The 20,004-nt window shown below is 40.4% G+C and carries 17 protein-coding genes and 1 other RNA gene; 13 read left to right on the forward strand and 5 right to left on the reverse strand.

All coding sequences use genetic code 11. The annotated features are described in order from the left end of the window. The first annotated feature begins 26 nt into the window (after positions 1-26). The 3 genes from ABIC84_RS05000 (at position 27) to ABIC84_RS05010 (ending at position 5,635) form a co-directional block, all read left to right on the forward strand. Positions 27-1,208 (forward strand): acyl-CoA dehydrogenase family protein, encoded by a 1,182-nt coding sequence (locus tag ABIC84_RS05000; RefSeq protein ID WP_426588355.1) that lies wholly within the window; start codon positions 27-29, stop codon positions 1,206-1,208. A 104-nt stretch (positions 1,209-1,312) separates the two neighbouring features. Continuing rightward, positions 1,313-3,409 (forward strand): tetratricopeptide repeat-containing sensor histidine kinase, encoded by a 2,097-nt coding sequence (locus ABIC84_RS05005; protein WP_429262848.1) that lies wholly within the window; start codon positions 1,313-1,315, stop codon positions 3,407-3,409. A 144-nt stretch (positions 3,410-3,553) separates the two neighbouring features. Next, positions 3,554-5,635 (forward strand): tetratricopeptide repeat-containing sensor histidine kinase, encoded by a 2,082-nt coding sequence (locus tag ABIC84_RS05010; RefSeq protein ID WP_429262849.1) that lies wholly within the window; start codon positions 3,554-3,556, stop codon positions 5,633-5,635. 4 nt (positions 5,636-5,639) lie between these two features. On the opposite strand, the gene ABIC84_RS05015 is transcribed toward ABIC84_RS05010, so the two are convergent. Beyond that, positions 5,640-6,998, reverse strand: a complete 1,359-nt coding sequence (locus tag ABIC84_RS05015) for a GH1 family beta-glucosidase (protein WP_426588361.1) — start codon at positions 6,996-6,998, stop codon at positions 5,640-5,642. Between the two features lie 295 nt (positions 6,999-7,293). Between ABIC84_RS05015 and ABIC84_RS05020 the strand changes: the two genes are divergently transcribed. From ABIC84_RS05020 to ABIC84_RS05055, 8 genes are all read left to right on the forward strand, one after another. Next, the gene (locus tag ABIC84_RS05020; protein ID WP_429262850.1) at positions 7,294-7,761 is read left to right on the forward strand and encodes a DinB family protein; all 468 of its coding nucleotides are present in this window, start codon (positions 7,294-7,296) and stop codon (positions 7,759-7,761) included. A gap of 42 nt (positions 7,762-7,803) precedes the next feature. Further along, positions 7,804-8,214, forward strand: coding sequence for a hypothetical protein (locus ABIC84_RS05025; protein ID WP_429262851.1), 411 nt, complete (start codon positions 7,804-7,806; stop codon positions 8,212-8,214). Continuing rightward, positions 8,214-8,861, forward strand: a complete 648-nt coding sequence (locus tag ABIC84_RS05030; RefSeq protein WP_429262852.1) for an SCO family protein — start codon at positions 8,214-8,216, stop codon at positions 8,859-8,861. Before ABIC84_RS05025 ends, ABIC84_RS05030 begins: the two co-directional genes overlap by 1 nt. Beyond that, positions 8,858-9,274: a c-type cytochrome gene (locus tag ABIC84_RS05035; RefSeq protein ID WP_429262853.1), complete on the forward strand. Its 417-nt coding sequence runs from the start codon at positions 8,858-8,860 to the stop codon at positions 9,272-9,274. The genes ABIC84_RS05030 and ABIC84_RS05035 overlap by 4 nt, the downstream gene beginning before the upstream one ends. A 115-nt stretch (positions 9,275-9,389) precedes the next feature. Then, positions 9,390-9,775, forward strand: an RNA gene (gene rnpB / locus ABIC84_RS05040) — RNase P RNA component class A. Between the two features lie 182 nt (positions 9,776-9,957). Further along, on the forward strand, positions 9,958-11,343 hold the full coding sequence (locus ABIC84_RS05045; RefSeq protein ID WP_429262854.1) for a sigma-54-dependent transcriptional regulator: 1,386 nt from the start codon (positions 9,958-9,960) through the stop codon (positions 11,341-11,343). A gap of 97 nt (positions 11,344-11,440) precedes the next feature. Then, positions 11,441-11,908, forward strand: coding sequence for a hypothetical protein (locus tag ABIC84_RS05050; RefSeq protein ID WP_426588373.1), 468 nt, complete (start codon positions 11,441-11,443; stop codon positions 11,906-11,908). Positions 11,909-12,199: 291 nt separating this feature from the next. Then, a complete protein-coding gene (locus ABIC84_RS05055; protein WP_429262855.1) occupies positions 12,200-13,816 on the forward strand; it encodes a hypothetical protein in 1,617 nt (538 codons plus the stop codon). Here ABIC84_RS05055 and ABIC84_RS05060 read toward each other — a convergent pair. Further along, positions 13,813-14,679 (reverse strand): fructosamine kinase family protein, encoded by an 867-nt coding sequence (locus ABIC84_RS05060; protein ID WP_429262856.1) that lies wholly within the window; start codon positions 14,677-14,679, stop codon positions 13,813-13,815. The genes ABIC84_RS05055 and ABIC84_RS05060 overlap by 4 nt on opposite strands. Before the next feature lie 92 nt (positions 14,680-14,771). On the opposite strand from ABIC84_RS05060, the gene lepA reads away from it, so the two are divergent. After that, on the forward strand, positions 14,772-16,559 hold the full coding sequence (gene lepA, locus ABIC84_RS05065; protein ID WP_091163934.1) for a translation elongation factor 4: 1,788 nt from the start codon (positions 14,772-14,774) through the stop codon (positions 16,557-16,559). A 385-nt stretch (positions 16,560-16,944) separates the two neighbouring features. Beyond that, positions 16,945-17,826: a tetrahydrofolate dehydrogenase/cyclohydrolase catalytic domain-containing protein gene (locus tag ABIC84_RS05070; protein ID WP_429262857.1), complete on the forward strand. Its 882-nt coding sequence runs from the start codon at positions 16,945-16,947 to the stop codon at positions 17,824-17,826. Positions 17,827-17,888: 62 nt separating this feature from the next. On the opposite strand, the gene ABIC84_RS05075 is transcribed toward ABIC84_RS05070, so the two are convergent. From ABIC84_RS05075 to ABIC84_RS05085, 3 genes are all read right to left on the reverse strand, one after another. After that, complete coding sequence (locus ABIC84_RS05075; RefSeq protein ID WP_429262858.1) at positions 17,889-18,224, reverse strand: Rieske (2Fe-2S) protein; 336 nt, start codon at positions 18,222-18,224, stop codon at positions 17,889-17,891. A gap of 9 nt (positions 18,225-18,233) precedes the next feature. Further along, positions 18,234-18,956 carry a hypothetical protein gene (locus tag ABIC84_RS05080; protein WP_429262859.1) on the reverse strand — a complete coding sequence of 241 codons (723 nt, stop codon included), beginning with the start codon at positions 18,954-18,956 and terminating at the stop codon, positions 18,234-18,236. Between the two features lie 77 nt (positions 18,957-19,033). After that, complete coding sequence (locus ABIC84_RS05085; protein ID WP_429262860.1) at positions 19,034-19,798, reverse strand: hypothetical protein; 765 nt, start codon at positions 19,796-19,798, stop codon at positions 19,034-19,036. Positions 19,799-20,004: the final 206 nt, after the last annotated feature.

Here is a 20,004-nt window from a genome sequence, read left to right on the forward strand (position 1 = left end):
TATATTTGCCCACCAACTATAATATTATGGCCAAAACAGATCTGTACGAAGCCCCCGATTATTATTTATTAGATGAGTTACTAACCGATGAGCATAAGTTGATCCGCTCATCAGTTCGTGATTGGGTGAAGAAGGAATTGAGCCCCATTATTGAAGAGTACGCTCAAAAAGCTGAATTCCCTTCGCAACTGTTAAAAGGGCTTGCCGAAATAGGCGCTTTTGGGCCTACCATACCGGTAGAATATGGCGGAGCGGGCTTAGATTATACTGCTTATGGCATTATCATGCAGGAATTAGAGCGGGGCGATTCGGGCATCCGTTCAACAGCATCGGTTCAGGGTTCGCTCGTGATGTATCCTATTTATGCCTACGGCAGTGAAGAACAGCGTAAAAAATATCTGCCTAAGCTGGCGAGTGGTGAATTAATGGGATGCTTTGGGCTTACCGAGCCCGATCATGGCTCAAACCCTGGTGGCATGACCACCAACATTAAAGATTCCGGCGACCATTATATCCTTAATGGCGCTAAAATGTGGATCTCCAATTCGCCTTTTGCTGATATTGCAGTTGTTTGGGCCAAGGATGAAGCTGGTAAAATTCGCGGGCTGATAGTTGAGCGCGGCATGGAAGGTTTCACTACACCTACCACTCATAATAAATGGTCGTTAAGGGCATCGGCAACTGGTGAGCTTGTTTTTGATCATGTTAAAATCCCAAAAGAGAACCTGCTGCCTAATGTAGCCGGTATAAAAGGCCCGCTGGGTTGTTTAAACCAGGCACGTTATGGCATTGCCTGGGGTGCATTAGGCGCTGCGATGGATTGTTACGACACAGCCCTCCGTTACACCAAAGAACGTGAGCAGTTTGGCCGGCCGATAGCCGGGTTTCAGCTTCAGCAAAAAAAACTGGCCGAAATGATAACTGAAATTACCAAAGGACAGTTGTTAGTTTGGCGCCTTGGGGTACTTAAAAACGAAAACAGGGCTACTCCTGCCCAAATATCAATGGCTAAGCGAAACAGCGTTGAAACGGCCATTACTATAGCCCGTGAAGCCCGGCAAATGCTCGGCGGTATGGGCATTACCGGCGAGTATCCTATTATGCGGCACATGATGAACCTTGAATCAGTAATAACGTATGAAGGTACGCATGATATCCACCTGCTTATTACCGGTATGGATGTTACCGGACTCGATGCTTTTAAGTAATAGATAATCGATATACTTTGACTTTTAGCAGCGCCGGTGTTATTCATGCGCATAAATATTGCTCATTATAATTATGAGCGTTATATTTGTTGTGTAACCACTTAATGTTGTCAACCCCTGATAGCCCAGTTAGTTTAAACAAACTGCTGGTCAACCATTTAATTTGGCTGGCCCTTGCTTTTCTATTGATATTTAATTCCTGTGCAAATAGCATCAATGATACAGGCGATTACTCCAGGCAGTTTAAAACAATATTTGATACGGTAAACCTGTATAATGGCGAAAGAGCTCAGCCGCATAAGGGTATTCAGTACCTTGACTCGGCTTACAGAACAATAAAATACCCGTTTGTAAGCGACAAGTTCCGTTTTTATGCCTTCCATTTTCTTTACAATTTAAAAGGACTGCATGACCCCAAAAAAGCCATCCTTTATGCTGACACTATGTGTGCTGTGGCTACCGAAAGTGTTACCCCGGATCAGCATATTAAATTAACTGCCGAAGCCGATTTCGCTACCGGCGATGCCTATTCGGCCCTGGTAAGGTACGATCAGGCTTACAGGTATTTTTACAAAGGTTACTCTATCGGCAAAAACGCCATCGACGATGCCATCCTGGCCGAATACACCTACCGGATGGGGATGATCATGTTTAAACAGGGGCATTTTAGAGAAGCGGCCAATTATTTCAAGATCAGCTACAGGCAAAGCTATGCCTATACTGATGATTTTAAGGCCTTTTATCAACGGCAGGAGCTTTTGGATAATATTGGCGAGAGCTATAAAAACAGTGGCGACATTGACAGCTCAATCTTTTATTTAAATAAAGCGCTTGTTTATATCAATGAAAATAGTTCAAGGTTTTCCGAAAGGGCAAACCTGCTTGAAGTTGCAAGGGGCGTGGTATACGGCAACCAGGGCGATCTGGCTTTATTAACCCATAATTATAACCAGGCACACGAATTACTGAAAAAAAGTATCGCTATTAATTTAAAACAAGGTTATGACAACCGCGATGCCGAATTAACCGAAATAAAACTTGCCCGGCTATATTTAATAACCAATAAACCAAACGACCTTTTTGAACTGCTGAAAAACCTGCGCACCCAGCTCGATACTATCAAAAACGATGATGCTGAAACCAACTGGAATGGGTTAATGAGTACTTATTACCTGCAAAAAAAAGATTACCAGAATAGCTTGTTGTATTTAAAAAACTATTCATCATTAAAAGATTCGGCAACAAAAAGGACTTCATCGTTAAAACGGACGGATATTAATCAACAACAGGCCAATTTTGATAAAGAAAATCAGATAGAAGACCTTAAAAGCCACAATAAACTGCAATTGATATACATTTACCTTGCTGTGCTTTTTTCAGTGATGGCAGTGATCATTATCTTCCTTGTTTTTCGTAACCTTAAAAGGTCAAAAAGAGACATCGTAGCTATAAAAACACTAAATGACCAAATTAAGCTGCAAAAAACGGAATTAGAAAACACACTTGAAGAAGTAAACCGGGGGAGCCGGGAAAAAGACCGAATTCTACGGGCTGTAGCACATGACCTCCGCAATCCGCTCGGAGGAATAGCGTCGTTATCGGCCTCAATGGTTGATGATGCACGTGATGAAGAACAAACAGACCTGATCAACCTTATAAAAGAAACTTCCTATAATTCCCTCGAACTCATTAATGAAATTTTAGAAGCGGCCAATACTGCCAATATGACTTTTAATAAAGAATGGGTTGAAATTAACAGCCTCATTAATAAGAGTGTTGATCTGCTGCGGTTTAAAGCAGCCGAAAAAGACCAGGATATCATGCTTAGCTTATTGGATGCACCCACTGAAATATTGATAAACAGGGAAAAAATATGGCGGGTTATCAGCAACCTGATTAGTAACGCCATAAAGTTTAGCCCCAAAGGTGCCGTTATTTATGTAATTGTAAACCAAAAACACCAAGGTGTTGAAATATGCGTAAAAGATTATGGTATAGGTATTCCTGATAAATTACAGCAACAGGTATTTAATATGTTCACCGAAGCTAAACGGCCCGGCACTGACGGCGAAAAATCATTTGGCCTTGGCCTTTCCATCTGCCGTCAAATAGTTGAAAAACATAGCGGCAGGATCTGGCTAAAAAGTGAATCAAATAATGGTTCAAGTTTTTACGTCTATCTTCCGGCCCAGGCATCTTAGTACATCAGTTATTCCAAACCAGTTTATTTTGAACGCATGATAATAGATAAAAAAATATTGGTAAAACAACCCGGTCATTTTTAATTTTTTTATAGATTACCCTTGTTTTACAATCAACTCTAAACCTCGCATAATTTAATATTGATGTTTATATACAAAAGCTTCAGGCAAATATGGCTATCCGGTAATATGCAAGGTTTTTTGCTTTTTATTTGCTTTTTGCTGATAATCACTTCGTGCGGCCAACAGCCAAAGGGCTTTCTTTCGTCTTCAGCATATAATAAGGCTGTTGACGCTGCAACTATAATGTATGATAATGGGCACCATAAAGCAGCCGTAAATTATCTTGATTCAGCCTTCCGTCATTCAAGCAACCTTAGCTTTAAACAGGTTTATAATTATTATTATTTTATTTACAATTATGCTTCGCATATAAAGGCCGATCGAAAAATGGCTTTGCTGTACGCCGACAGTATGCTCAATGTTTTCGACACGCCGGAGAAGAAGCTAAAATTTACCAGTGAATATGGACAGGCTCATCTTGCCAAAGGAGACGTGTTATTTGACGAACATCGTTACAACGAAGCTTACGGTTATTTTTACGAAGGGAAAGTAATTGCCAATAATAACCTTGACGAATGTACTATGGGTGATTATAGCTATCGCATGGGCATGATCCTGTATAAGCAGGAACATTACAGTCGGGCCGCAGAATATTTTAAGGAAAGCTATGATGAAACCAGGTTATGCGAAGGGAATTTCAATTATTTTTATCGCAGGCAGGAATTATTGAATAATATAGGCTTAAGCTACAGTAAAATGTTGATGAATGATAGTGCTATGTATTTTTACAACAAGGCCCTTGATTACATTAATGATAATACTGCAAGGTTTAAAGACAGGCCCCAAATGGGGGAAGTATCCAAGGGCGTTGTATACGGTAACATGGCTGATATAAGTATCAGGCAAAAAGATTATAACAAGGCTAAAAGCCTGCTTAGAAAAAGTGTAGCTATCAATCTGCGCAAAGGAAACGATAATAGTGACGCTCAACACTCCGAATTGAAGCTTGCATCTATATATGATCGTCAAAACTTAAATGACTCTTTATTAAATCTCCTCAATGTTATCAGTCTCCAGTTTGATAGTGTTCAAAGTCCGGAAACAAAACAAAACTGGCACTTATTGATGTCAAATTATTTCGAGAAGCAAAATGATCATCAGCAAGCTATGGCGCATTATAAGCAATATGACGAGCTTAAGGACATCATAGCAAATGAAAACAAAAAACTAAAAGAAGCCGACGTTGCAGAACAGGTTAAAAGCCTTGAAAAAGATAATGAGTTTAATAACCTTAAGAAAAACAATGAATTGCAACATATCTATCTGAGGGTAACTGTTGTTTTTGCTCTGATGCTTATTATTATCATTTCCCTTGTATTTTTAAACTGGCAAAAATCAAAAAAGAACATTAAAACACTTGGAAGCCTTAACAGCCAGATAAACCATCAAAATCACCATCTTGAAAATGCTCTCCATGATTTAAACCTCAATAACCAGGAAAAGGACCGGATTTTACGCACTGTTGCACATGACCTGCGCAACCCTATAGGCGGAATAGCCTCGCTTACCAGTGTAATGACAGAGGAAAATTACAGCGACGAACAAAAAGAGCTGCTAAATATTATCCGGGAAACTTCATTTAACTCCATTGAACTGATCAATGAAATTCTGGAAGCCACCGAATCTGCTTCGGCTATATTACATAAAGAAGCCGTTGAAGTTAATTCCTTATTAAGCAACAGCGTTGAGTTAATGCGTTTTAAAGCCGCTGAAAAACAGCAGATTATCAATACCTTCCTGTTAAATTCACCACTCGAAATTTACATTAGCCGTGAAAAAATATGGCGGGTGATCAGTAATCTCATCAGTAATGCTATTAAATTCAGTCCGGAAGGATCGGCTATTTTAGTTATGGCCATTGATTTGGAAAACGAAATCCAGGTTTCTGTAAAAGATCACGGTATAGGGATTCCCGAAAAGCTAAAAAACCAGGTGTTTAACATGTTTACAGATGCAAAACGCCCCGGAACTGCGGGCGAAAAATCATTTGGCCTCGGGCTTTCCATTTGTAAGCAAATTATTGAAGATCATGACGGCCGGATCTGGTTTGAAAGTGATACCGAAAATGGCACATCATTTAATTTCACTTTGCCAAAAAACTAAGGGCCTACTTCAAAAATTCAGCATACCATTTACCCGAAGCTTTCACAGTACGCTGCTGGGTTACATGATCAACATGAACCAATCCAAAACGCGGATGATAGCCTTCGGCCCATTCAAAATTATCGGTGAGGGTCCACACAAAATAACCCTGAATTTTATGGCCTTCATTCTTCGCTTTTAATACCTGCGCTAAATTGTCTTTCAGATATTTCAGCCTTTGCGGGTCGTTTACTTCACCGTCTGTTACTTCGTCAGGAAATGCCGCCCCGTTTTCTGTAATGATGATCTTTTTAACATTGGGATAGGCATCATATTTTTTGATCATATGATAAATAGATGGCGGGTAAACCTCCCAGCGCATAGCGGTGAGCTCTACGCCTCTATTCTCGGCTTTGACCATGCTTGCATGGATGTAGGGTGTAAAAAACGAATATTTTACAATTTCGCGGGTGTAATTCTGGATACCAATAAAATCAAAATCGAAACGCAGCTTATCCTCGTCGCCGGGATAAAAATACTTTTTGAGGTCCTTAAGTGCAGGAAGGTCATCGATCGGATAGCCCATCCCCAGTAAAGGCTCTATGTACAAACGATTGATCAGCGCGTCGGCACGAACGGCAGCGGCTATATCCCTTGGTTTACTTGAATAAGGCTCAATCTGCGAACATGAAAATGTTGTTCCTATCTGTGAAGTCGGTGGCAGTAATTTTCGTAAAATCCTTCCCCCTTCAGCTATACTCATAGTAACGTGATGTATGGCGGGCACAAAGTTTTTCATACCGCTACGGCCCGGCGCGTGAATACCAAAAAAATAACCGGCCCCAGTAAATACTACAGGTTCGTTCATCACCATCCAGTGCTTTACCCTATCGCCAAAGCTTTGAGCACAAATGGTAATAAACTCGCTAAACCAGGTTATGGATTCACGGTTTGTCCAGCCTCCGTTAACCTCAAGTATGTGAGGCAAATCCCAGTGATAAACAGTTACCCAGGGCTCAATACCCTGTTTAAGGCAATAGTTAATTACCCTATTGTAATAATCAATACCAGGCTGGTTGATTTTCCCGGTGCCTTCGGGCAAGATACGGGTCCAGGATATAGAAAAACGAAAATTGGGAATATTAAGTTCTTTTATGAGGTCGATATCACGCTTATACAAATTATAAAAATCGCAAGCGGTTTGTGCATGGTCTCCATTCAGGATCTTTCCTTTTTTTGTGGTAAAAACATCCCACACAGATAGTCCTTTTCCATCGGCATCATGAGATCCTTCTACCTGAAAAGCGGCAGTTGAAACGCCCCATTCAAAGTCGTTACCAAAAAGATCTTTGCTTAAATGTATTTCCCGGTCAGTAAGTTCCATTAATTTGAGCTACAAAAGCTCAAAAGTGCAATTATATTTATAAATGAAAAATTATAAGTGATAACTTAATGTATGAACGATGAACGCATACTTTTAAGCATCATCCACTGACGGAAATTAATCAGCAGTTTAGAGATATTAATAATGAATTTCATAACCTTTGTGTTTTAGCTATAAAATAAAGGTAACAAGCAGATGTTTGCTGAATGTGACAACTATGTTATTTAATTGTTAACCAGCATTTTTACCAATATACAAAATTGCTTTAATACATTAGCCATAATTTACGAACACTATGAAAACATACTTTTTGAAAATGTTTAATTATAATGTTTTTGCCAATCAACAGCTTATTCAGGCCGTTGAGACGGGCGGTTCGCCCACTACAACCCTTAAACTGATGGGGCACTTACTCGCTGCCGAGCAGGCCTGGCTTGAAAGGTGTAAGTTGATCCCTCCTTCCATACCAAACTCATGGCCCGAAAATGTTACAATTGAGCAATGTAAAAAACAGGTACCTGAGTGTTATGAAGCATGGGTCGCATTTTTAAACGAAATCAATGAGGAAGATCTGAATAAGGTAATTCCGTATCATAGCTTTACCGGCGACTATTTTGAAAACCAACTTGGCGATATTATTACGCAGGTTCTTAACCATGGTACACATACCAGGGCCCAAATTGGGCAACAGCTAAAGTTTGCGGGTACAAAAACTTTACCTGTTACAGACTATAGTTATTATTTAAGAGTGTTAAACAGCTAAACATTTAGCATATTTGCCAAGTTTTATCACGCATCAGAAACCATGAAAAAACATCTATTCGCAGCCGTGGGTATTGCCTTACTATTAGGTTGTACCGACACTAAAAAACAGGAAAAAGATCTTTTGAACCAGGTAATTGCCGTACATGATAAAGTAATGGCCAATGACGAGCAATTGATGAAAAATAAGATGCTGCTGGATAGCCTTGTTAAAAACAATGCCCCAAATATCAATAAAGACACAGCAAAAGTGTATTTAAAACTGGTGGATGATGCCGATAATGCCATGAGCGACTGGATGCATAAGTTTGATGCGGAAAATAAGGGCAAATCCCACCAGGAGATCATGGACTACCTCGAAGCCCAAAAAAAGCTCATCAGCAAAATAGATACACAGATAACCATAGCTGTAGCTGGTTCAACTAAATATATAACCCAAATACCGGCAAAATAATGAAACACCTGTGGATAGGCATTATTATAATAACTCTTGTTAATGCCTGCAAATCAAATACTAAGTCTGCTTTACCAATATTAGGATACAAAACACCGGTAACTAAAACAGTTGATGGCAAAGCTGTAACAGATACGGAATATGCAACCATTCCGCCTTTTAAGTTTGTAAACCAATACGCCGATACAATTACCCAGAAAAACCTGGATGGTAAAATTTACGTAGCCGATTTTTTTTTCACCACCTGCCCCTCCATTTGCCCGGTGATGCACCGAAATATGCTTAATGTATACAAGGAGTTTAAGGATGATGATAACTTCAGGATCATTTCGCATACCATCGATCCCAAATATGATACCGTGCCTGTATTAAAACGCTATGCGGATAAATTAGGGATTGCAGGCAATACCTGGTGGTTACTGCATGGTGAAAAAGGTGATACTTATAAAATTGCCAAAAGCTACCTGCAAAGTGTATCCGAAAAAAATCCCAAAGGCGAATACATTCATGATGGCTTCTTTATTTTAATAGATAAACAGAAACGCCTTCGCGGTACTTACGAAGGAACAGATCCGGCAGAAGTAACCAAACTGATTGCCGATATCAAAACCCTGAAAGCCGAACCTGACCAAATTGCCGCCAAATGAAATTAAAGGTAACAGGCATCATAGCCATTTTGTTAGTTGTAATTGGCGCATCATGCCAAAGCGATGACCAAATTGAGTTTAAGCGTTATTACTCGGGCGGGAGCCTTGTTTACCAGCAGCATTGTCAAAATTGCCATGGCGATAAAGGACAAGGTTTATCGGCACTTATTCCTCCATTAACAGATTCAACTTATTTGAAAAATAATAGGAGAAAACTTGCCTGCATCATCAAGAATGGCCTTAAAGGCAAAATTACAGTAGCAGACCGTCCATTTGATGATGAAATGCAGGCAGATGATATTTCTCCTATAGAGATCGCCAAAGTACTTACTTACATTACCAATTCCTTTGGTAATAAAATGGGAACTGTTACATTGCAACAGGTTCAGAATGATTTGAAAAATTGTCAATAGTTTTTTAGTACATAGATCATGGCTCATGGCAAATAAACATCAACGTAATCTTACTATGATCCATGAACTACCAACTATGAACTCCCATCTATAAACTAATTTCCGTACCTTTACAACTGCAAAACGTTCTATCGCTGCCAGCTTGTTTGGCGGAGGAAAGTCCGGGCAACACAGAGCATCCTGCTTCCTAACGGGAAGGCGCCGGCAGCCGGCGACAGCAAGTGCCACAGAGAAAATACCGCCCGCTTAGGCGGGTAAGGGTGAAAACGTGAGGTAAGAGCTCACGGCGTAACCGGGTGACTGGTTATGACGGTAAACCTCAGGAGTTGAAAAACCAAATAGGTCCTGAAAGCGGAGTTGCTCGCTCCCGTATTAGCCCCAGGGCTAATCGTTAGGATGGGTAGGTTGTTTAAACCTGTTAGTGATAACAGGGCCAGATAAATGATAGAAGTTGCCTTTAACGAGGCAAAACAGAACCCGGCTTATAGGTTTGCTGCTGTATAAACCCCTTGCTGTAAAGCGAGGGGTTTTTTTATTTGCATCAATTTATTTTTAATAAATTTTACAACCCTGCAAACATTTAGCCCCCTTAAACCTTTATAGCACATTAAAAGTGTTTATTTTTCTATACAAACCCATATATTAGCAAACAACAATTACATATCGGTACATAATTATAAAACATGGCTAAAATTTTAATAATTGATGATGAACGGTCTATTCGTAATACGCTTCGCGAGATTTTAGAGTATGAAGATTACGAGGTAGAAGATGTAGATAACGGGGTTGACGGCCTTCAGTTAATTGAAAAAAAAGACTATGACCTGGTACTGTGCGACATTAAAATGAACCGCATGGATGGTATGGAGGTTCTTACCGAAGGCCTTGCTATTAAACCCGATCTTCCTTTTATTATGATATCGGGCCATGGCACAGTTGAAACCGCTGTAGAAGCCAGTAAAAAAGGCGCGTTTGACTTTATTTCAAAACCACCTGACCTTAACCGCCTGCTTATTACCGTTCGTAACGCGCTTGATAGGGGAAGCCTTGTTGTTGAAGCTAAGGTACTTAAACGTAAAGTATCAAAAGTACGCTCGATTTTAGGCGAATCACAGGCTATCCTCAAAATAAAAGAAACTATTGACCGGGTGGCCCCCACCGATGCCCGCGTATTGGTTACGGGTGCCAATGGCAGTGGTAAAGAGCTGGTTGCGCGTTGGTTGCACGAAAAATCAAACCGCTCAAGTGCACCTATTATTGAGGTAAACTGTGCTGCAATCCCGTCAGAATTAATTGAGAGCGAGTTATTTGGCCACGAAAAAGGCTCATTTACATCCGCTATCAAACAACGTATTGGCAAGTTTGAATCGGCAAATGGGGGAACGCTATTTTTGGATGAGATAGGCGACATGAGCCAGTCGGCCCAGGCTAAAGTTTTGCGTGCATTACAGGAAAATAAGATTACGCGCGTAGGCGGCGAAAAGGAAATTGACGTTGATGTACGTGTAGTGGCGGCAACAAACAAGGACTTGCTTAAAGAAATTGAAGCCGGTAATTTCCGTATGGACTTGTACCACCGCCTAAGTGTAATATTGATCCACGTACCACCGCTTATTGAACGCAAAGACGACATCCCGCTGTTAACTCAAAGCTTTTTGGATGAGATTTGCAATGAATATGGCATGCCTGTCAAAAAGATCTCTGACGCTGCACTTGAGGCCCTTAAAACCCTGCCATGGACCGGTAATATCCGTGAACTCCGCAATATGGTTGAGCGCTTGATCATTCTGAGTGATAAAATTATCACAGATAACGATGTGAGGGCATTTGCAAACCCGTCTGCACCAGCAGCAGTTGGCACCGATGGCGCAGCCTCTCCTGCCCCGCAAACAGATTTTGATCAGTTCAATAACTTCCAGGAATATAAGGACTATGCCGAACGCGAGTATATCAAATTTAAACTGGAAAAAAACAACTGGAATGTTTCGAAAACTGCCGATGATATTGATATCCAACGCAGCCACCTATACAGTAAAATTGAAAAGTTTGGCCTAAAACGCGGCGAGTAAAGTAAACTTTTGAAATTATTTTAAAAAGCATTAGCAAATATGATAGCTGATGCTTTTTTTATGCTATTATTGTATCTCAATAACCTTTATTAACACCATGAAAACCTATTACTTAGCATCTTTTTTACTGCTTGCCCTATGCTCATGCGGTAACCCGCCAAAGGCAACTACAGAAACAGCCGAACCAACTGGTAAGCTTGATGGAACGTGGCACCTGATATCGAGCAAAAGTATCACGAAGGGTGACACTACCGTAACCACCCCTCCTAAAGACCAGGAAATGTTTAAAATGTTTAACGCCACTAACTTCGCCTTCTTTACGCATGACCTGGTACACGGCAAAACTGCCAAACCGGTTTATTCATCGGGCGCGGGCACTTATACCCTATCCGGCGATGATTATACCGAGCACCTGGCTTATTGCGATGCCCGCGATTGGGAAAACAGGGATTTCAAATTTAAGCTCACTATGAAAAATGACACCCTAACTCAAAAAGGAGTTGAGAAGATAGACAGCCTTAAGGTTGATCATGAGATCATTGAAACTTATGTAAGAGTGAAATAAACCTTAAAACTTATATTTTAAAGCCCGGCGTGTTCCGGGCTTTTTATTTGCACGGTCCCGTCCTGAACGAGCCGAACAGCATTTCACCTTTACAACAACAATAAATCGTAACCTGCGCGGCAGCCCATTCGTTAAAACCTAAATTATCCCTGTTTATAATAAGTTAAATTTTATTGGAAAGCCTTCACAAAAAGTTAGCCGGTTGTTGTTTGCAAACGATGGAATTTATCGGAGAAGTCTTTTGTCGGCCCGGATTTAATTGTAGTTTACCCGCTAAAAACCACTCAAAGAATGAAACTGTTAATCAACCATAAAATACTGTTTATGTTATCGTTATTTACTTTTTCATTTAATCGCTGCCAGCCGCAAAAAAGCTCAGAAGGCATTACAACTACCAGATCTATTCACACAATTTCGGCTACCTCTTCAAGTATTCAGCTTAAAAACATGTTTGGCATAAACGCGTATGAATGGAACTTCTTGCAGGATCCCGCCAATCCGAAGCAAAAAGGAGCCATTTACGAAACCAACATGAACCTTATCAAGTCATTTAGTGCGGTAAGGCATTATTTAGGCTGGGCCCGGATGGAAAGTACTAAAGGCAACTATACCTTCAACCCAACTCATGAAGGCAGCTGGAACTATGATCTCATTTACAGCCGTTGCAAGCAGGAAGGTATAGTGGTTTTGGCGGATATAAAAAATTGTCCGCCGTGGTTGGTGGATAGTTATCCTAATAATATGCGGGATCTTGAAAATGCGCCGCTTATTTATGGTTTAAGCAAGGCTGATCCGGCAAGCTATATTGACCAGGCGCACATGGCCTTTCAGTTTGCCGCCAGGTATGGCTATAATACTAATATTAACAGGGTATTGATAAAAGTTGATACCAGCATAAGATGGGCAAATGACCAGCCTAACTGGGTAAAAGTGGGCAAGGGCCTTATTACCTACGTAGAGTGTGATAATGAGCGCGATAAATGGTGGAAAGGATTGGCAACACAACAAACCGCTGAAGAATATGCAGCTAACATGTCGGCCTTTTATGATGGCAACAAAGGGAAGTTAGGAAAAAATGCCGGTGTAAAAAATGCTGATCCTAATATGAAAGTGGTAATGGGCGGATTAGCTACGGCCGACGTAAATTTTGTAAAGAAAATGGTAGAGTGGTGCCGCATCAACCGTGGTTACAGGGCCGACGGCAGTATCAATCTTTGTTTTGACATTATTAACTACCACTATTACAACAATAACGGTGATATTTTAACACATCAGTCTGCCACGTTTGGCCTGCCGCCGGAATTGTCGATGGCGGGACAAATTGCTGATTCGTTTGTTCAGTATGCAAATTCTTTTGTTAAACCAATCCCTGTTTGGGTAACCGAATCCGGCTACGATATAAACAAGGGAAGCTATCAGAGAGCTTTAGATGTAGGGCAAAAGACATCGAAAAACACACAGGCAGATTGGATTTTAAGAACTTCGCTCCTTTACATCAGGCATGGTATACAACGTGTATTTTATTACCAGCTTTTTGACGATGCTCCTAATGCTGCTGTTCAATATGCTACATCTGGTTTAGCCGAAAATGGCAAACGCAGGCCAGCTGCCGATTTTATATTGCAAACATCAAAATTAATAGGTAACTATACCTACTCAGGCACCATTAATACCGACCCTTTGGTTGATAAGTATTCATTAGGTTTACAAAGCATGTACGTATTAACCATTCCTGATTATCAGGCACGTACAGGTACATATACACTTAACCTTGGTACAGCTAAAGCAAATGTTTATACACTAAAAACAGGTGCCGATAATGTTGTTAAAACAACACTAAAAACAGTTAACGGGAAACTTATTGTTAAAGTAACCGAAACACCAATATTTGTACAGGGCACAAACTAAATAAATGCCGAAAGACTCACCCTCACCTGTTTAGCGTACACACCGCCAAAAAGGTTTACGTGAACCAGCAGCGGATAAAGGTTCCAAAGTTTAAGACGCTGTTGCCAGCCAGGCTGTAACGGAAATTCCTGGTTATAAGCCTCATAAAAAGCTCGGTCAAAACCACCGAAAAGCGTGGTCATCGCAATATCAAACTCGCGATTGCCATAACTAACCGCCGGATCGATCAGGTAAGGTTTGCCATTGGTATCAACCAAGTAATTTCCTCTCCAAAGGTCGCCATGCAGTAACGCGGGTGGTTCTTCTGTAAACAGATCCGGAAGTCTTTTATAGAGTTCGTCAAACCGATACATATCGGTTGGGGTAAGTTCTCTTTTATCTACGGCCATTTTAACCATCGGCTGCAATCTTTCTTCAATAAACAGCTGGGCCCAGCTGTTGTGCTGTTTGTTGCATTGATGGAGCGAACCCATATAATTATCTGCGTCAAACCCAAATTGTGCAGCAGTGTAATAATGCATGGACGCAAGCTGCCTGCCCAATTTTTTAGATGATATAATGTCACAGCGCCCTGCTTCAATCCATTGCAGTATAAGATAGCTTTCATCACCGGTATCGCCCTGTAAAACAACCTCGGGTACAGCTGTTGTATTTGTTTTACGGATAATAGCTAAACCCCTCTCCTCACTTTTAAACATACCCGGAAATTTATGCAGGCTATTTATTTTTATAAAGAAATTACCTAACGCGGTTTGTAGGTGACAGGCTTGATTAATATCACCCCCGCCTACCGGGCTTACATTCTTAATATGAGTGTTTAACTTACCCTCAATATCATTTATTACACCAGCAGATATAGCCATTTTGTTAGGATATTATTTAAATTAAACTTTCAAAATAGTTAATTTATTAGCCGATACAAATTATCGGTTTAAAACGCTATTTTTGCGGTTCAATGGAGCACATTCGTAATTTTTGTATCATAGCACACATCGACCACGGCAAAAGCACCCTCGCCGACAGGTTATTAGAGTATACTAACACCATTACCCAGCGCGAATCGCAGGCACAACTGCTTGACGATATGGATCTGGAACGCGAGCGCGGTATTACCATAAAAAGCCATGCCATACAGATGGATTATGTGCTTGACGGACAAAAATACGTGCTCAACCTGATCGATACCCCCGGTCACGTGGATTTTTCATATGAAGTATCACGTTCAATTGCTGCCTGTGAAGGTGCATTATTAATAGTTGACGCTGCACAGGGTATCCAGGCGCAAACCATTTCAAACCTCTATCTGGCTTTAGAGAACGACCTGGAAATTATCCCGATCCTGAATAAAATGGACCTTCCGGGCGCTATGCCAGAGGAAGTTAAGGACCAGATAGTTGATCTTATAGGATGCAAACGTGAAGAGATCCTTGCTGCATCGGGTAAAACCGGTATGGGTGTACATGATATTCTTCGCGCTATTGTCGAACGTGTACCTGCTCCGGTAGGTGATCCTAAAGCTCCGCTGCAAGCCCTGATCTTTGATTCGGTTTTTAACTCGTTCCGCGGTATTATAGCTTATTTTAAAGTTGTAAACGGCGAGATCCGCAAAGGCGATAAAGTAAAATTCGTAGCTACTGAAAAGCAATATCTTGCCGACGAGGTTGGTACACTGAAACTTCGGCCCCTGGCTAAAGATGTGATCAAAACCGGCGATGTAGGTTATATCATATCCGGTATCAAAGAAGCAAAAGAGGTTAAAGTTGGTGACACCATTACCCATGTCGACCGTCCCTGCGAAGTCGGGATCCAGGGTTTCGAAGAAGTAAAACCAATGGTATTTGCCGGTATTTACCCTGTTGATACTGAAGACTATGAAGAACTTCGTGAGTCAATGGCTAAATTACAGCTCAATGATGCATCGCTGGTTTTTGAACCGGAATCATCTGCGGCTTTAGGCTTTGGTTTCCGTTGCGGTTTCCTGGGCATGCTGCATATGGAAATCATCCAGGAGCGTTTGGAGCGAGAGTTTAACATGACGGTGATCACTACCGTTCCCAACGTATCATATCTGGCTCATACCACCAAGGGTGATTCGTTTACGGTAAACAACCCCTCCGATCTTCCTGATCCAAGCAAAATTGACTTTGTAGAAGAGCCTTATATTAAAGCTACCATCATTACCAAATCGGAATTTGTTGGCCCGGTAATGTCGCTTTGTATTCAAAAACGTGGTACTATCGTAAACCAGTCATACCTTACATCCGAGCGTGTTGAACTGATCTTCGAGATGCCTATGGGCGAGATCGTATTTGACTTTTATGATAAACTGAAAACCATTTCTAAAGGCTATGCTTCGTTTGATTATCATCAGATAGGTTATCGCCAGTCAGATTTAGTAAAACTTGATATCCGCTTAAACAGCGAACCTGTTGATGCACTTTCATCCCTGATCTTCCGCGGTAACTCATACGATTTTGGTAAAAAGATCTGCGAAAAGCTAAAAGAACTTTTGCCACGTCAGCAGTTTGAAATCATTATCCAGGCATCTATCGGTGCCAAGATCATTGCCCGCGAAACCGTAAAAGCCTTACGTAAGGATGTAACCGCCAAATGTTATGGTGGTGATATTTCCCGTAAACGCAAGTTGTTGGAAAAACAGAAACAAGGTAAAAAACGCATGCGCCAGGTAGGTAACGTTGAAATACCACAGTCGGCATTTATGGCAGTTTTGAAGTTGGACTAATCCCTCGGTTTCCTTAAGGGCGTTGAGGGGAATTAAATTAACATATTCTGTACAGATTAGTTACATATTTTACGGTAACAGGGCTTGTTAAACATATTCATTTAGGAGACTTTGTTTATGGTAAATGGATTGTTTACGAACGCGACGAACCAAAGTTTTACATTGATGCTTTTAATAAAGATGCTGCCTCAAATAAAACTATATTTGAAATGCTCCTGAACAATAAAACGGAAACCATTGAAAGCATCATTAGCAAGATCAATCAAAATCACGGACTAAAACTATCCCTGGATAACAGGCCTTTTATAAGATTACGATTAAAATCGGAACCGGTAAATTTAAATTTACCTCCTTTGCCCGATTACCTTATTAAAAACATTTAACAATGCAGCTTTTAGACGGAAAATACGTTTCAGAAAAACTTAAGGTAGAAATAGCTGAAGAAGCAGCTAAAATTTTAGACAAAACCGGCCGTAAACCACATTTGGTTGCGGTATTGGTTGGTCATGACGGCGGCAGCGAAACTTACGTTGCCAGCAAAATGAAGAACTGCGAAAAGGTTGGCTTCAAATCATCGCTGGTACGTTATGAAGATGACGTTACAGAAGAAGAACTATTAAAAAAAGTTGAAGAGCTGAATGCCGATGCTGATATCGATGGCATCATAGTACAGCTTCCTTTACCAAAACATATTGATCCTGAAAAAGTAACCGAGCGTATCGACCATCGTAAAGATGTTGATGGTTTTCACCCGGTTAATTTGGGCCGTATGCAACGTAATTTACCATCGTTTATCCCGGCAACGCCTTATGGCATTACTTTAATGCTTAAGGAATATGGTATTGAAACAGTAGGTAAACATTGTGTAGTTGTTGGTCGCAGCAACATTGTTGGCTCACCAATGAGCATCCTGATGGCGCGTAACACCACTCCTGGTAACTGCACAGTAACCATTTGCCACAGCCGCACACCCGATATCAAAAAATTTACGCTTGATGCAGATATTCTGATCGTTGCCATCGGTAAAAAGAATTTTATCACTGCCGATATGGTAAAAGATGGCGTAGTAGTAGTAGACGTAGGTATGAACCGCGAAATCTCAACTGCAACAAAATCAGGCTTTAAACTTTACGGTGATGTTGATTTTGAAAACGTGGCGCCAAAATCCTCATGGATTACCCCGGTACCGGGCGGCGTAGGCTTGATGACCATTGTCGGTTTGCTTAAAAATACTTTAGCTTCCGCTAATAAAGAGGTTTATAAATAGTGAGTAATTTATTGGGTTGATTAGGTGAGTGGTTCCTTTTTTCCATTCACTTAATCAACCCCTCACTTAAATCCTCTCAACTTATCCCAAATAGAGGCTACGCCAACGTACACTCCATCCTCCTTTACCTCAACCGGATAAGTTTCAATAAAATCGTTTTGCCCTTCGCCACCTTTTCCTGTTTCAAGATTATAAGTATAGCGATGATATGGACAAACGATCAGCTTCCTTACGCACAGGCCTTCGCTTAAATCGGCTCCAGCATGAGGACATTTAGCCGATACTGCATAAAGCTTACTTTCAAAATTTACGAGGCAAATATTCTTGCTGCCTGCCTTAGCCTTTTTAATAAACGGGTTGCTGATATCCGAACTTAGTTCAATTCTATGCCACTTCATTTGACCAACTTATGAAATATATTCGAGCGAGGCTTGGAGATACTCGCTTCCTTGTAATAAGCCAAAAACCTCATATGCGATACGCGATAATAATATTTTTACTGCCGTAGCATCCTTAAAATCATTCATATCAAAAAAATAAACGATCCACTCAGACTCGCCTACCTTTTCAAATCCCATCTTTTTTAAGATAAAAAGCTCCCGTTCGTTGTCTTCGTCATCATAATTCTCTTTATCATATCCATACATTTCCATTATCTCTTGCGAACTCATGAAAATATTTAGCATATTTCCAGCACTCAATTCAAAATACATATATAAATCGCTTGGCTTATTTAGACAGAGCTTGAATTTCTTAAACTTCCCTTCGTGTAAATTAAATAAAGCATCGTCAAGCACCTGAGTATCATTAAAATAAAGCCTTTTCGACTCACTTATTTTTATCTCACCTTCCTTTTCAGTTATTCTACGTCCGAAGCTGAACCTTACGCTGTCATCCTCAGGAAATTTGTTAAACATATACCTCAATCTTTCAAGTTCTTGCTTTTTAAAATATAATGGATCCTTCAAATAATGCAAATGAGATAATTGCCTGTCAATTCGCCATAACTCCTCTTGTTGATAGTGAGCATACAGGTAATCTTTTTCTAAAAGATAATTATTGATTGAAGATGTAAGAGCAAGTTTTTCACCTTCAAAATATTCGATAATTTGGTCAAGATCAGGTTTCATGGGTACAAGTTATGCACTGCAAATTTCAAAATCTTATATCACGCCAACATTTCTGAATCTTATTGAGCCAACCAATTTTAAAAATCAATCTTCAAATTCATCACATTTGGATTTTTAATTACCTCGTCCATGCTCGTAATAAGCGTCACTTCCCTCCTGTCGGCCGAGAGCATAGCTTTTGAATTATTGATCTTCTTTACCGGGTGAGCAAACCTCAGGATCACCTTATAGGGCATGTCGATCAGCATCGCCTTTGCCATCATAAAAGTAGCCTGGGTTTTCTTTAAAAAAGCGTTAAACTTAGCTTTATCAATGATACGGTAAAATTTATGGGGAGTTATATCATACGAGTAGTAGTCCTGCCCTCCAACCATTTGCCGTGCATCGAATGGCTTATTCGTTTTATCGGTGGTGGTGATAGCGCTTATCTGGGTATTGAGCGCAATTTTTGACACATTTTGCAAATAATATTGCAGGTCTGCTGCATTTTTGGCTGTATGATTAAGTGTCACTTTCATAACACTCTTTTTAAGGTTCATGTTAACTGTTAACTCACTGCTTTTGGCCAGTTCAATTTCAGCGGTTTTCAGTTTTTGTTGGGCGCTATCCGGTATCGCGGTATAAAAGTTAAGTGTTGTATCCTTAACCAAACTAAATTGAGGCGTTTCCTTAACCGAATCAGACATCAAATTAACCAATACCGATACTGCCCTGCTCATATCAAAAGCGTATGCTACTTTGCAGGTTCCGTCACTTTTAAAATCGTAATGCTCTTCAATATCCACACATGAACTAAAACAAAGCGCTACCAGTAAAATTAAAGGAAGGTAAAGTTTTTTCATATCTCGGAGATAAATTAAGTGTTGCCGATACAGTTATTGCATTTTACGAATTTAAGGTTAATTGGTTATCTCAAAATTAGGGTAATGATAACAATTATTAATGAAAACAAGAAAGGTAAAAGGACAAAAGTAGTTCATCGCGCCACGGAAGGAATAATTGATGATAAAGCCCCAACATTTCACCTTGTAAAGATACTTCCATATTA

It is taken from the genome of Mucilaginibacter sp. 3215 (genome assembly GCF_050433785.1).
Lineage (GTDB): Bacteria > Bacteroidota > Bacteroidia > Sphingobacteriales > Sphingobacteriaceae > Mucilaginibacter.

What these genes read in the sequence shown, in the direction of transcription:
- ABIC84_RS05000 (WP_426588355.1), top strand. Translation starts at nt 27, where the DNA reads ATGGCCAAAACAGATCTGTACGAAGCCCCCGATTATTATTTATTAGAT.
- ABIC84_RS05005 (WP_429262848.1), top strand. Translation starts at nt 1,313, where the DNA reads ATGTTGTCAACCCCTGATAGCCCAGTTAGTTTAAACAAACTGCTGGTC.
- ABIC84_RS05010 (WP_429262849.1), top strand. Translation starts at nt 3,554, where the DNA reads ATGTTTATATACAAAAGCTTCAGGCAAATATGGCTATCCGGTAATATG.
- ABIC84_RS05015 (WP_426588361.1), bottom strand. Translation starts at nt 6,998, where the DNA reads ATGGAACTTACTGACCGGGAAATACATTTAAGCAAAGATCTTTTTGGT.
- ABIC84_RS05020 (WP_429262850.1), top strand. Translation starts at nt 7,294, where the DNA reads ATGAAAACATACTTTTTGAAAATGTTTAATTATAATGTTTTTGCCAAT.
- ABIC84_RS05025 (WP_429262851.1), top strand. Translation starts at nt 7,804, where the DNA reads ATGAAAAAACATCTATTCGCAGCCGTGGGTATTGCCTTACTATTAGGT.
- ABIC84_RS05030 (WP_429262852.1), top strand. Translation starts at nt 8,214, where the DNA reads ATGAAACACCTGTGGATAGGCATTATTATAATAACTCTTGTTAATGCC.
- ABIC84_RS05035 (WP_429262853.1), top strand. Translation starts at nt 8,858, where the DNA reads ATGAAATTAAAGGTAACAGGCATCATAGCCATTTTGTTAGTTGTAATT.
- ABIC84_RS05045 (WP_429262854.1), top strand. Translation starts at nt 9,958, where the DNA reads ATGGCTAAAATTTTAATAATTGATGATGAACGGTCTATTCGTAATACG.
- ABIC84_RS05050 (WP_426588373.1), top strand. Translation starts at nt 11,441, where the DNA reads ATGAAAACCTATTACTTAGCATCTTTTTTACTGCTTGCCCTATGCTCA.
- ABIC84_RS05055 (WP_429262855.1), top strand. Translation starts at nt 12,200, where the DNA reads ATGAAACTGTTAATCAACCATAAAATACTGTTTATGTTATCGTTATTT.
- ABIC84_RS05060 (WP_429262856.1), bottom strand. Translation starts at nt 14,679, where the DNA reads ATGGCTATATCTGCTGGTGTAATAAATGATATTGAGGGTAAGTTAAAC.
- lepA (WP_091163934.1), top strand. Translation starts at nt 14,772, where the DNA reads ATGGAGCACATTCGTAATTTTTGTATCATAGCACACATCGACCACGGC.
- ABIC84_RS05070 (WP_429262857.1), top strand. Translation starts at nt 16,945, where the DNA reads ATGCAGCTTTTAGACGGAAAATACGTTTCAGAAAAACTTAAGGTAGAA.
- ABIC84_RS05075 (WP_429262858.1), bottom strand. Translation starts at nt 18,224, where the DNA reads ATGAAGTGGCATAGAATTGAACTAAGTTCGGATATCAGCAACCCGTTT.
- ABIC84_RS05080 (WP_429262859.1), bottom strand. Translation starts at nt 18,956, where the DNA reads ATGAAACCTGATCTTGACCAAATTATCGAATATTTTGAAGGTGAAAAA.
- ABIC84_RS05085 (WP_429262860.1), bottom strand. Translation starts at nt 19,798, where the DNA reads ATGAAAAAACTTTACCTTCCTTTAATTTTACTGGTAGCGCTTTGTTTT.